Annotated in this window: 7 protein-coding genes; 3 read left to right on the top strand and 4 right to left on the bottom strand. The window is 67.1% G+C overall.

Annotated elements, in window-relative coordinates:
* The 3 genes from glyA to nfxB form a co-directional block, all read right to left on the bottom strand.
* Positions 1-1,254: a serine hydroxymethyltransferase gene (gene glyA, locus VQ067_RS25265; RefSeq protein ID WP_003094846.1), complete on the bottom strand. Its 1,254-nt coding sequence runs from the start codon at positions 1,252-1,254 to the stop codon at positions 1-3.
* Between the two features lie 122 nt (positions 1,255-1,376).
* On the bottom strand, positions 1,377-5,624 hold the full coding sequence (gene morA, locus VQ067_RS25260) for a cyclic di-GMP receptor MorA (protein WP_003134992.1): 4,248 nt from the start codon (positions 5,622-5,624) through the stop codon (positions 1,377-1,379).
* A 243-nt stretch (positions 5,625-5,867) separates the two neighbouring features.
* Entirely contained in the window at positions 5,868-6,431 is a 564-nt protein-coding gene (gene nfxB, locus VQ067_RS25255; protein WP_003094842.1) for an efflux pump transcriptional repressor NfxB, read from the bottom strand.
* A gap of 160 nt (positions 6,432-6,591) precedes the next feature.
* Between nfxB and mexC the strand changes: the two genes are divergently transcribed.
* From mexC to oprJ, 3 genes are read left to right on the top strand one after another with little or no spacing between them, the layout of a single operon-like run.
* Complete coding sequence (mexC, locus tag VQ067_RS25250; RefSeq protein WP_317951630.1) at positions 6,592-7,755, top strand: multidrug efflux RND transporter periplasmic adaptor subunit MexC; 1,164 nt, start codon at positions 6,592-6,594, stop codon at positions 7,753-7,755.
* Positions 7,756-7,782: 27 nt separating this feature from the next.
* Entirely contained in the window at positions 7,783-10,914 is a 3,132-nt protein-coding gene (mexD, locus tag VQ067_RS25245; protein WP_003134989.1) for a multidrug efflux RND transporter permease subunit MexD, read from the top strand.
* A gap of 5 nt (positions 10,915-10,919) precedes the next feature.
* Complete coding sequence (gene oprJ, locus VQ067_RS25240; RefSeq protein WP_031686585.1) at positions 10,920-12,359, top strand: multidrug efflux transporter outer membrane subunit OprJ; 1,440 nt, start codon at positions 10,920-10,922, stop codon at positions 12,357-12,359.
* Positions 12,360-12,409: 50 nt separating this feature from the next.
* Here oprJ and escR read toward each other — a convergent pair whose 3' ends face one another.
* Complete coding sequence (escR, locus tag VQ067_RS25235; protein ID WP_003134987.1) at positions 12,410-12,928, bottom strand: TetR/AcrR family transcriptional regulator EscR; 519 nt, start codon at positions 12,926-12,928, stop codon at positions 12,410-12,412.

Here is a 12,928-nt window from a genome sequence, read left to right as displayed (position 1 = left end):
TTAGTTGCCGTAGACCGGGAACTTGGCGCAGATCGCCTTGACCTTCTCGCGTACGCCGTCGACCACGGACTCGTCGCCCATGTTCTCGAGGATGTCGCAGATCCAGCCGGCCAGCTCGCGGCACTCGGCTTCCTTGAAGCCGCGGGTGGTCACGGCCGGGGTACCGATGCGCAGGCCGGAGGTGACGAACGGCGAGCGCGGGTCGTTCGGGACCGAGTTCTTGTTCACGGTGATGAACGCGCGGCCGAGGGCGGCGTCGGCGTCTTTGCCGGTGATGTCCTGCTTGATCAGGGAGAGCAGGAACAGGTGGTTCTGGGTGCCGCCGGAAACCACGTCGAAACCGCGGTCGAGGAAGACCTGGGCCATGCTCTGGGCGTTCTTCAGGACCTGCTGCTGGTAGGTCTTGAACTCCGGCTGCAGGGCTTCCTTGAAGCACACCGCCTTGGCCGCGATCACGTGCTCCAGCGGACCGCCCTGGGCCCCGGGGAATACCGCGGAGTTGAGCTTCTTCTCGATCTCCTCGTTGGCGCGCGCCAGGATCAGGCCACCGCGCGGACCGCGCAGGGTCTTGTGGGTGGTGGTGGTGACCACGTCGGCGAACGGCACCGGGTTCGGGTAGACGCCAGCGGCGACCAGGCCGGCGACGTGGGCCATGTCGACGAACAGGTAGGCGCCGACCTTGTCGGCGATGGCGCGGAAGCGGGCGAAATCGAGGACCTGGGAATAGGCGGAGAAGCCGGCGACGATCATCTTCGGCTTGTGCTCCACGGCCAGGCGCTCGACTTCGTCGTAGTCGATCAGGCCATTGGCGTCGATGCCGTACTGCACAGCGTTGTACAGCTTGCCGGAGGAGGAGACGCTGGCGCCGTGGGTCAGGTGGCCGCCATGGGCCAGGCTCATGCCGAGGATGGTGTCGCCGGCCGACAGCAGGGCCAGGTAGACCGCGGCGTTGGCCTGGGAGCCGGCGTGCGGCTGGACGTTGGCGTAATCGGCGCCGAACAGTTGCTTGGCGCGGTCGATGGCCAGTTGCTCGACGATATCGACGTACTCGCAGCCGCCGTAGTAGCGCTTGTGCGGATAACCTTCGGCGTACTTGTTGGTCAGCACCGAACCCTGGGCTTCCATCACCGCCGGGCTGGTGTAGTTCTCGGAGGCGATCAGCTCGATGTGCTCTTCCTGGCGCTGGGCTTCCTGCTCCATCGCGGCAAAGAGTTCGGCATCGTAGCGGGCGAGGGTCAAATCACGGCTGAACATGGCGGTCCTCATAAGGATCGGTGCTGGGAAAAGGCGCGCATTCTAACCCATGCGGCGGGTGCTGGCACATGAAAGGCCATCATGTCGCGGACAAGCGGCGCTCAAGCGCGCCGCACGGCGGCTCAGCCCTCGTTGAACATGAACAGCACGTCGCTGGCGTAGAGCATGCCGAACTGCTCGGCGGGCATCGGCCGGCCGAACAGGTAGCCTTGCACCTCGTCGCAGCCGTGCTCGCGAAGGAAGTCCAACTGGGCCTGGCTCTCCACGCCCTCGGCGATCACCATCAGGTTCAGGCTGTGGGCCATGGCAATGATCGCCCGGGCGATCTGTGCGTCCTGTTCGCCGTGGGGCAGGCCGTCGACGAAGCTGCGGTCGATCTTCAGCACGTCGATGGGGAACTGCTTGAGGTAGTTCAGCGAGGAGTAGCCGGTGCCGAAGTCGTCCACCGCGATGGCCAGGCCGAGGCGCTTGAGCCCGGAGAGGATCTGCATGGCCTCGGCGACGTCGCTCATCAGGATGCTTTCGGTCAGTTCCAGCTCCAGGCAGGCCGGCGGGATGCCTGTCTCGTAGAGGATCGCGGCGATCCGCTCGCCCAACTGGCCATCGGCGAATTGCCGCGCCGAGAGGTTCACCGAGACCTTCGGCACCCGCACCTTGGCCTTGTGCCAGCTGCGTAACTGCTTGCAGGCTTCCGCCAGCAGCCAGTCGCCGACCTGGGCCACCAGGCCGATCTCCTCCAGCACCGGAATGAACTCGCTCGGCGGAACCAGTCCGCGGCGCGGATGCTGCCAGCGCAGCAGGGCCTCGGCCCCGGTCAGGCGGCGGCCGTCGCCGGTGAACTGCGGCTGGTAGTGGAGGACGAACTCGCCCAGTTCCAGGGCGCGGCGCAGGTCGCTTTCCAGTTCCAGGCGCTCCAGGGCGCGGGCGTTCATCTCGGCCTGGTAGAACTGGAAGTTGTTCTTGCCCATCTCCTTGGCGTGGTACATCGCCGTGTCGGCGTTCTTCATCAGCAGGCTCAGTTCGGCGCCGTCCTGGGGCGACAAGGCCACACCGATGCTGGCGGTGACGAAGAATTCACGGCCTTCCAGGGTGAACGGCCGGGCCAGACGGCCGAGGATCAGCTCGGCGACCTGGATCGCCCGTTTCAGGGCGATCTCGCGGTCGCCCTGGGAAGGCAGCAGCAGGGTGAATTCGTCGCCGCCCATGCGCGCCACGGTATCGTCCTGGCTGACGCAGGCGCTCAGGCGGGTCGCCACTTCCTGCAGCATGCGGTCGCCGGCGGCGTGGCCGAGGGAGTCGTTGATCGGCTTGAAGCGGTCGAGGTCGAGGAACATCAGCACCACCCATTGGCCGTTGCGCTCGGCCTGTTGCAGGGCGGTATGCAGACGGTCCTGGAACAGCGTGCGGTTGGGCAGGTGGGTGAGAGCGTCGTAGTAGGCCAGGCGGTGGATGCGCCGCTCGCTGGCCTTGCGCTCGCTGATGTCGCTGAAGAAGCAGACGAAGCTGACCAGGTCGCCTTCCTCGTCGCGCACCGCGGTGATGCCGACCCAGGATGGATAGAGCTCGCCGGTCTTGCGCTTCTGCAGGATCTCGCCTTCCCAGCTGCCGCTGTGCTGCAGGCTGGCGAGCACGTGCTTGAGCTGGTTGGCTTCCTGGCGGTCGGCGGTGAGCAGGCGCGGCTGCTGGTCGAGCACGTCGGCCGGGCTGTAGCCGGTCAGGCGCGAGAAGGAATCGTTGACCTGCACGATGTAGCCGGCCGGGTCGGTGACCATGATCGCCGCCGTGGAGTGTTCGAATACCGTCGCCGCCATCCGCAGCTCGCGTTCGGCGCGGCGCTGCTGGCTGATGTCGCGGGCGATGCCGAGCAGGCCTTCGAAGCGGTCGTGTTCGTCCCACATCAGGACGATCCGCAGTTCGATGGGAATCTTGCGTCCGTCGGCGCGCAGGCAGTCGAGGGCGAACAGATGCTGGCCAGGGTTTTCCCGCAGTTCGGCGAGCTTCTGGCGGTCGCCGATGGCGTGTCGCACGCGGCGCAGCAGGCCGTTCAGGCGGCCGAGCTGGCGCGGGTTGGTGGCGGTCTGGTGGAGGCCGTTGAGCAGCGCCCATTCCGGGCTGTAGCCGAACACGTGCTGTACCGAGGGGCTGACGTAGCTGGCGTTGAGTTCGGCGTCGGTGGAGAAGATCACGTCGCTGATGTTTTCCGCCAGCATGCGGTAGCGTCGGCCGTTCTCGCGCAGCGCGTTGTTCGCCTCGACGGTGAAGGTGATGTCCTTGGCCACGCCGATCAGGCGCGCCACGCGACCGCTGCGGTCGCGGCTGAAGGCCTGCTCGCGGATGTCGAACCAGTGCCAGCGGCCGTCGCGGTGGCGCCAGCGCAGCTGGCTGTCGAGCAGCAGGCCGTCGCCGACCACGTGCTGCAGGTTGCGGATGCGCCAGTAGTATTCCTGGTCGTCGGGGTGCAGCAGGGTTTCCCAGAAGTTCTCGCCCATCCGCGCCAGTTCTTCCTGGTTGTAGCCCAGTTGCTGGCCCAGGTGATGGTTGCTGAAGATCACCCGGCGCGCGTGCAGGTCGTGGATGTAGAGGGTATCGGGCACCGCCTGGACCGCGTCCGACCAGAACTTCTCGCGCTCGATCAGCGACAGTTCGACTTCCTTGCGACTGGTGACGTCGGACAGGCTGAGGGTCACCGCATGCCATTCGCCGGGGTTTTCCGGCAGGCGCAGTTGCAACCACAGGTGCCGCGGCGTGCTCTTGCCGCAGCGCAGCGTGGCTTCCAGTTCGAGTACCGGCCGGCGTTCGATGAGCGCCTCGATCACCTGCAGGCGCAGGCTGTCCGGTTGTAGCGGGCCGTGGTCGAGCAAGCGCTGCCAGGCCTGTTCGGTGGACTCGATCTGCAGCAGGCGGCGACTGACATCGTTGATCTCGGTGATGCGGATCCGCTCCAGCAGCGCCTGCTGCCGCCCGGGTTCGCCGGCGAGCCAGGCGCGCAGTGCGGCGCAGCTGTCCAGGCCTTGTTCCACCAGAGCCTGGCGCAGGGCGGAGAGGTCGAGCACGCAGAGGGCCACGCCGACCCCTTCGAAGATGTCCTGGTAGCGCCGCCGGGTTTCCTCCAGGACGCCGAGGGCGTGCTGTTCCTCGGTGACGTCGCGCAACACCCAGACCTGCCCGCCCTGGAGGATCTGCTCGCGGAGGGTCCAGGCCTGGTCGGCGAGCGCCGGATAGCTGGCCAGCGGATGGCGGCTGAGGGTGAACGTCCGCGGCTCGCCGCGTACCCGCAGCGGCAGCAACTCGCTACGGGTCTCGCCGTCGCCACCGGCGTCCGTCAGCCAGCCTGGCTCGAGGTCCGGCAGCAGGCCCAGCAGGTGATGCTGGCGGGCCTGGGCCGAACTGATGCCGAAGAGGCGTTCGGCCTGGGGATTGAGGTAGCTGAGGCGGCCGTCGGCGCGGGTCACCAGCACCCGCTCGTCGATCGCCGCCAGTGCCGTGGCCGCCTGGCGCAGGCTGCGCTGCGAGGCCAGGGTCATGGCGCGCAGGCCTTGCTGCTCGCGGTGCAGGCGCAGCAGCATGTACACGGTGACGCCGACCAGTAGGAGGAAGATCGCCAGCTCGCCGCCGATTCCCGGCAGCAGGCCGAGCCGCACTCGCGTGCTGTCGTAGAGCCCGCGAAGCTGCCAGTCGCTGTTGCGCAGCGGTTCCACGCCGAGGGTCTGCATGTCGTCGAGCAGCGCCGTGCTCCCTGGGGTATGCCAGAGCACCCGCCCGGCGTATTGGTCTTCCAGGCGCCAGAGCAGGTTGCCGGTGGGGAGGTCGGGACTCCACTGGGCGAGGCTGTCGCTGGCCAGGTGCAACAGCCAGAAGCCACTGTCGCGGCGGCTGCCGGGTTCGCGCAGGGTCAGGTAGAGGGATTCGCCGTCGCGCGGGTCGAGGCAATAGTGGTAGAGGCCGGAGCCGGCGTGCTGGCGCAACTGCTCGGGCAGCGTCGTTTCCGGCGACGGGCTGCCCGTCTGCGGGGCGCTGTCCACCCATTGCAACTGGCGGACCTGTGGCAGCGCATCGCTGATGCGTGGCAACAGCCTGTTCTGGATCTCGCCACGCTCGCTGGGGGGCACGCCCGGGAGCAGGGCGAGGGCGGTGCGCGCCTTGAGTTCGAGGGTCAGGGACAGGCGGTCGTTGAGACGATCGAGCTGGGCCGCGGCTCGCTCGTGTTCGAAGCGTTCCTGCTGGCGCAGCTCCTGGCTCATCTGCCAGAGCAGCAGGCCGAGCATCAACAGGACCAGCAACAGCAGGCCAGCCTTGGCTGCCGGTCGGTCGGGTACGGTCAGTGGGTCGCCGGCGGGAGGCGGCGACGGGGTTAGCGAGGGGGTCGACACTGACCGGAATTCCTGGGGGAGGTGTGATTCGGTAGACAGTTAGGATGCCCGGAAGCAAGGCCAAGTGCCAGTATCGCCGACGAGCGTCACGGTCCTTTCCGGCTGTCGAGGCACTTTGTCGCAGGACCGGTGACGACTGATCTTCCCGAGTGTCGAGCAGGCCTCCGGGCGGCCGAAGTCGACGGCACGCGGATCGGTCCGTGCCATGCGGCGACGAGAGGGGCGCCGCCGCGGGCGCAAGGGTCAGGAGCGCGCCGGATTGGAAGCGCCGTGGAGGAACATCTGCTCCAGGGTATGCGCGGAATTGGAGCTGGCCGCCCGTCCGCGGCGTTCCGCATCGACCATGCCGTAGACCAGGGTGATGAACAGTTCGGTGAACACGGCTGCCGTGATGTCGATGCGAAACACGCCTTTCTGCTGTCCGCGCAGGAAGAAGGCGTCCAGCGCTTCCAGGTAGGACTGCCAGCGTGCGCCTTCGCCGTGCGGGTCGAGGAAGTCCGGGCGGTACTGGAATACCAGGAATACCAGCAGCTCGCGGTGGGTGAGGTGTTCCTTGATCAGGCGCTGCAACGCCTCCAGAGGCTCGGCATGCTCCAGGTCGCAGGCCTGGATGATCTGGTTCAGTACGGTCTCTCCGTGGTCCTCGAGCATCTGCACCAGGTTGTCCCGCGTGCCGCAGAAGCGGTGCAGGGTGGCCTTGCTTACGCCGGCCGCCTCGGCCAGTTCCTTCAGCGTCGCTCGCGGGCGGTCGACGATAGCGACTGCCAGCGCCTTGATGAGTCGCTCGTCATGGGAAATCAGGGTCATCGATGGGTCCCGGTTGGTTTTTCTGATTGTGCGCATTGTGCAGAAAACTGGCCTCGCGTCCAAAGGAATTAGCTTTCAAAAGATCATTTGAGACAATATTGACTCAATTAGCTCGAAAAAGTACCATTCGATCCGTTTTCAATCAACGGTCGGGTGGGTCATGGCTGATTTGCGTGCAATAGGAAGGATCGGGGCGTTGGCTATGGCCATCGCGTTGGCGGGTTGTGGGCCGGCGGAAGAGCGACAGGAGGCCGCCGAAATGGTGTTGCCGGTGGAGGTCCTGACGGTGCAGGCCGAGCCCCTGGCGCTGAGTTCGGAACTGCCTGGGCGGATCGAACCGGTGCGGGTCGCCGAGGTGCGCGCGCGGGTGGCCGGCATCGTCGTGCGGAAGCGCTTCGAGGAGGGCGCCGACGTCAAGGCTGGCGACCTGCTGTTCCAGATCGATCCGGCACCGCTGAAGGCTGCGGTGTCGCGCGCCGAGGGTGAGCTGGCGCGGAACCGCGCGGTGCTGTTCGAGGCGCAGGCGCGGGTGCGTCGCTACGAGCCGCTGGTGAAGATCCAGGCGGTCAGCCAGCAGGACTTCGATACCGCCACCGCCGACCTGCGCAGCGCCGAGGCGGCGACCCGCTCGGCCCAGGCCGACCTGGAGACCGCGCGCCTGAACCTCGGCTACGCCTCGGTCACTGCGCCGATCTCCGGGCGCATCGGCCGCGCGCTGGTGACCGAGGGCGCGCTGGTCGGGCAGGGCGAGGCGACGCTGATGGCGCGTATCCAGCAGCTCGATCCGATCTATGCGGATTTCACCCAGACCGCGGCCGAGGCCCTGCGCCTGCGCGACGCCCTGAAGAAAGGCACCTTGGCCGCAGGCGACAGCCAGGCGCTGACCCTGCGCGTCGAAGGGACGCCCTACCAGCGCCAGGGCGCGTTGCAGTTCGCCGACGTGGAGGTGGATCGCGGCACCGGCCAGATCGCCCTGCGCGGCAAGTTCACCAACCCCGACGGGGTCCTGCTGCCGGGCATGTACGTGCGCGTACGTACGCCCCAGGGCATCGACAACCAGGCGATCCTGGTGCCGCAACGGGCCGTGCGCCGCTCCAGCGACGGCAGCGCCCAGGTGATGGTGGTGGGCGCCGACGAGCGCGCCGAGGCGCGCAGCGTCGGTACCGGCGTCATGCAGGGGGCGCGCTGGCAGATCACCGAGGGCCTGGAGCCGGGTGACCGGGTCATAGTCGGCGGCCTGGCTGCGGTGCAGCCGGGGGTGAAGATCGTGCCGAAGCCGGATGGTGCCCAGACGCAAGCCCAGTCGTCCGTGCCGCAACAGTAAGGGCGGGTTCGCCCCGAGGATTTTCCGATGTCCGAATTCTTCATCAAGCGGCCGAACTTCGCCTGGGTGGTGGCCCTGTTCATCTCCCTGGCCGGCCTGCTGGTCATTTCCAAATTGCCGGTAGCGCAGTACCCCAATGTCGCGCCGCCACAGATCACCATCACCGCCACCTATCCCGGCGCCTCGGCGAAAGTGCTGGTGGACTCCGTCACCAGCGTGCTCGAGGAGTCGCTGAACGGCGCCAAGGGCCTGCTCTACTTCGAGTCGACCAACAACTCCAACGGCAGCGCCGAGATCGTCGTCACCTTCGAGCCGGGCACCGATCCGGACCTGGCCCAGGTGGACGTGCAGAACCGCCTGAAGAAAGCCGAGGCGCGCATGCCGCAGGCGGTGCTGACCCAGGGCCTGCAGGTCGAGCAGACCAGCGCCGGTTTCCTGCTGATCTATGCGCTCAGCTACAAGGAAGGCGCTCAGCGCAGCGACACCACCGCCCTCGGCGACTACGCCGCGCGCAATATCAACAACGAGCTGCGGCGCCTGCCGGGCGTCGGCAAGCTGCAATTCTTCTCTTCCGAGGCGGCCATGCGGGTCTGGATCGATCCGCAGAAGCTGGTGGGCTTCGGCCTCTCCATCGACGACGTGAGCAATGCCATCCGCGGGCAGAACGTGCAGGTGCCGGCCGGCGCCTTCGGCAGCGCACCGGGCAGTTCCGCGCAGGAGCTGACGGCGACCCTGGCGGTGAAGGGCACCCTGGACGATCCGCAGGAGTTCGGCCAGGTAGTGCTGCGCGCCAACGAGGACGGCTCGCTGGTCCGGCTCGCCGATGTCGCGCGCCTGGAACTCGGCAAGGAGAGCTACAACATTTCCTCGCGACTGAACGGCACGCCCACCGTGGGCGGGGCTATCCAGCTGTCGCCCGGGGCCAACGCGATCCAGACCGCTACCCTGGTGAAACAGCGTCTCGCCGAACTGTCGGCGTTCTTCCCCGAGGACATGCAGTACAGCGTGCCCTACGACACCTCGCGCTTCGTCGACGTGGCCATCGAGAAGGTGATCCACACCCTGATCGAAGCGATGGTCCTGGTGTTCCTGGTGATGTTCCTGTTCCTGCAGAACGTCCGCTACACCCTGATCCCGTCCATCGTGGTGCCGGTGTGCCTGCTGGGTACGCTGATGGTGATGTACCTGCTGGGGTTCTCGGTGAACATGATGACCATGTTCGGCATGGTCCTGGCGATCGGCATCCTGGTGGACGACGCCATCGTGGTGGTGGAGAACGTCGAGCGGATCATGGCGGAGGAGGGGATTTCCCCGGCCGAGGCCACGGTCAAGGCGATGAAGCAGGTATCCGGCGCCATCGTCGGCATCACCCTGGTGCTCTCGGCGGTGTTCCTGCCGCTGGCTTTCATGGCCGGTTCGGTGGGGGTGATCTACCAGCAGTTCTCGGTGTCGCTGGCGGTCTCGATCCTGTTCTCCGGCTTCCTCGCCCTGACCTTCACCCCGGCGCTGTGCGCCACGCTGCTCAAGCCCATTCCCGAAGGGCACCACGAGAAGCGCGGCTTCTTCGGCGCCTTCAACCGTGGCTTCGCCCGCGTCACCGAGCGCTATTCGCTGCTCAACTCGAAGCTGGTGGCGCGCGCCGGACGCTTCATGCTGGTGTACGCCGGCCTGGTGGCCATGCTCGGCTACTTCTACCTGCGCCTGCCGGAAGCCTTCGTGCCGGCGGAAGACCTCGGCTACATGGTGGTCGACGTGCAACTGCCGCCTGGCGCTTCGCGCGTGCGCACCGATGCCACCGGCGAGGAACTCGAGCGCTTCCTCAAGTCCCGCGAGGCGGTGGCTTCGGTGTTCCTGATCTCGGGCTTCAGCTTCTCAGGCCAGGGCGACAATGCCGCGCTGGCCTTCCCGACCTTCAAGGACTGGTCCGAGCGAGGCGCCGAGCAGTCGGCCGCCGCCGAGATCGCCGCGCTGAACGAGCATTTCGCGCTGCCCGACGATGGCACGGTCATGGCCGTGTCGCCGCCACCGATCAACGGTCTGGGTAACTCCGGCGGCTTCGCATTGCGCCTGATGGACCGTAGCGGGGTCGGCCGCGAAGCGCTGCTGCAGGCTCGCGATACTCTTCTTGGTGAGATCCAGACCAACCCGAAATTCCTTTACGCGATGATGGAAGGACTGGCCGAAGCGCCGCAACTGCGCCTGTTGATCGACCGGGAGAAGGCCCGCGCCCTGGGGGTGAGCTTCGAGACCATCAGCGGCACGCTGTCCGCTGCCTTCGGCTCGGAGGTGATCAACGACTTCACCAATGCGGGGCGCCAACAGCGGGTGGTGATCCAGGCCGAACAGGGCAACCGGATGACCCCGGAAAGCGTGCTCGAGCTATACGTGCCTAACGCTGCTGGCAACCTGGTACCGCTCAGCGCCTTCGTCAGCGTGAAATGGGAAGAGGGACCGGTGCAATTGGTGCGCTATAACGGCTACCCGTCGATCCGCATCGTCGGTGACGCCGCGCCCGGCTTCAGCACCGGCGAAGCCATGGCGGAAATGGAGCGCCTGGCCGCGCAGCTGCCGGCCGGCATCGGCTACGAGTGGACCGGCCTGTCCTATCAGGAGAAGGTCTCCGCCGGGCAGGCCACCAGCCTGTTCGCCCTCGCTATCCTGGTGGTGTTCCTGTTGCTGGTGGCGCTCTACGAGAGCTGGTCGATCCCGCTGTCGGTGATGCTGATCGTGCCGATCGGCGCCATCGGCGCGGTGCTCGCGGTGATGGTCAGCGGTATGTCCAACGACGTGTATTTCAAGGTCGGCCTGATCACCATCATCGGTCTTTCGGCGAAGAACGCGATTCTCATCGTCGAGTTCGCCAAGGAACTCTGGGAGCAGGGGCATAGCCTGCGCGACGCCGCCATCGAGGCCGCGCGCCTGCGCTTCCGGCCGATCATCATGACTTCCATGGCGTTCATCCTCGGCGTGATACCCCTGGCCCTGGCCAGCGGTGCCGGCGCGGCGAGCCAGCGTGCCATCGGCACCGGAGTGATCGGCGGGATGCTCAGCGCCACCTTCCTCGGCGTGCTGTTCGTACCTATCTGTTTCGTCTGGCTGCTGTCGCTGCTGCGCAGCAAGCCGGCACCCATCGAACAGGCCGCTTCGGCCGGGGAGTGAACGAGATGCGCAAACCTGCTTTCGGCGTATCGGCGCTGCTGATCGCCCTGACCCTCGGCGCCTGCTCCATGGCGCCGACCTACGAACGTCCCGCCGCGCCGGTGGCCGACAGCTGGAGCGGCGCCGCCGCCCAGCGCCAGGGCGCGGCGATCGACACGCTGGATTGGAAGAGTTTCATCGTCGATGCCGAACTACGCCGCCTGGTGGACATGGCCCTGGATAACAACCGCTCGCTGCGCCAGACCCTCCTGGATATCGAGGCGGCCCGCGCGCAGTACCGAATCCAGCGCGCCGACCGGGTTCCGGGCCTGAATGCCGCTGCCACCGGCAACCGCCAGCGGCAGCCGGCCGACCTGTCCGCCGGCAATCGCTCGGAAGTGGCCAGCAGCTACCAGGTCGGGCTGGCCCTGCCGGAGTACGAACTGGACCTCTTCGGTCGGGTCAAGAGCCTGACCGACGCAGCCCTGCAACAGTACCTGGCCAGCGAGGAGGCAGCGCGCGCGGCACGGATCGCCCTGGTCGCCGAGGTCAGCCAGGCCTACCTGAGCTACGACGGCGCCCTGCGGCGCCTGGCGCTGACCCGTCAGACCCTGGTCAGCCGCGAGTATTCCTTCGCCCTGATCGACCAGCGCCGCGCGGCCGGCGCCGCCACCGCGCTGGACTACCAGGAAGCCCTTGGCCTGGTGGAGCAGGCGCGCGCCGAGCAGGAGCGCAACCTGCGGCAGAAACAGCAGGCATTCAACGCGCTGGTGTTGCTGCTGGGCAGCGACGATGCCGCGCAGGTGATTCCGCGGAGTCCGGGGCAGCGGCCGAAGCTGTTGCAGGACATCGCTCCCGGCACGCCGTCCGAGCTGATCGAGCGACGCCCCGACATCCTTGCCGCCGAACATCGTTTGCGGGCGCGCAACGCGGATATCGGCGCGGCGCGCGCGGCGTTCTTCCCACGCATCAGCCTGACCGGCAGCTTCGGCACCTCCAGCGCGGAAATGTCCGGCCTGTTCGATGGCGGCTCGCGCTCCTGGAGCTTCCTGCCGACGCTGACGCTGCCGATCTTCGATGGCGGGCGCAACCGTGCCAACCTGAGCCTGGCCGAGGCGCGCAAGGATTCGGCGGTGGCTGCCTACGAGGGGACCATCCAGACCGCTTTCCGCGAGGTCGCCGACGCCCTGGCGGCCAGCGATACCCTGCGTCGCGAAGAGAAGGCCCTGCGCGCCCTGGCGAACAGCAGCAACGAAGCCCTGAAGCTGGCCAAGGCACGCTACGAGAGTGGCGTCGACAACCACCTGCGCTACCTCGATGCGCAGCGCAGCAGCTTCCTCAACGAGATCGCCTTCATCGACGGCAGCACCCAGCGGCAGATCGCCCTGGTCGACCTGTTCCGCGCGCTCGGCGGAGGCTGGGACGAGGGACGGAGCCTGGTGGTACATCGAGGCGGCAGGAGTTGAGCGGGTAAACGTGTGGGAAACGGTGCTAGCGGGTGGCAACTGCCGCCCGCTCAAGGGCTGGCAGGTTGTGCGGGGTTCGACGCGCCACGCAGGAACAGCTCCTCGAGTGTGGCGGACAACCCGGCGCTGGCCGCGCGACCGCGGCGCTCGGCATCGACCATGCCGTAGATCAGGACGATGAAGAGTTCGCTGAAGGTCGCCGCGCTGATATCGATACGGAACACACGCTTCTGCTGGCCGCGCAGGAAGAAGGCGTCCAGGGCTTCGACATAGGACTGCCAACTGGCGTCCCCATGCCCGGCGTGGCGTCCCGGGTTCTGCTCGAACATCAGCAGCGCCAGCAGGTCGCGCTGGGCGAGGTGTTCCCGGATCAGCTCGCGTAGCGCTTCCCGCGGCTCCAGGCGCTGCAGGGCGGCGCTGTGGGTGAGGCGTTCGAGGGTACTCCTGGCATGGCTTTCCAGGCGCCGCTTGAGACCTTCGCGGGTACCGCAATGACGGTTCAGGGTTGCCCTGCTCACTCCTGCCAGTTCCGCCAGTTCTCCCATGGTGGCGCGCGGATGATTGACCAT

Origin of the sequence: Pseudomonas sp. KBN12P06040, assembly GCF_037574965.1 — a bacterium.
GTDB lineage: Bacteria > Pseudomonadota > Gammaproteobacteria > Pseudomonadales > Pseudomonadaceae > Pseudomonas > Pseudomonas aeruginosa.
Note: the sequence above shows the minus strand (reverse complement) of the source record. Positions and strands in the feature narration are given on the sequence as shown.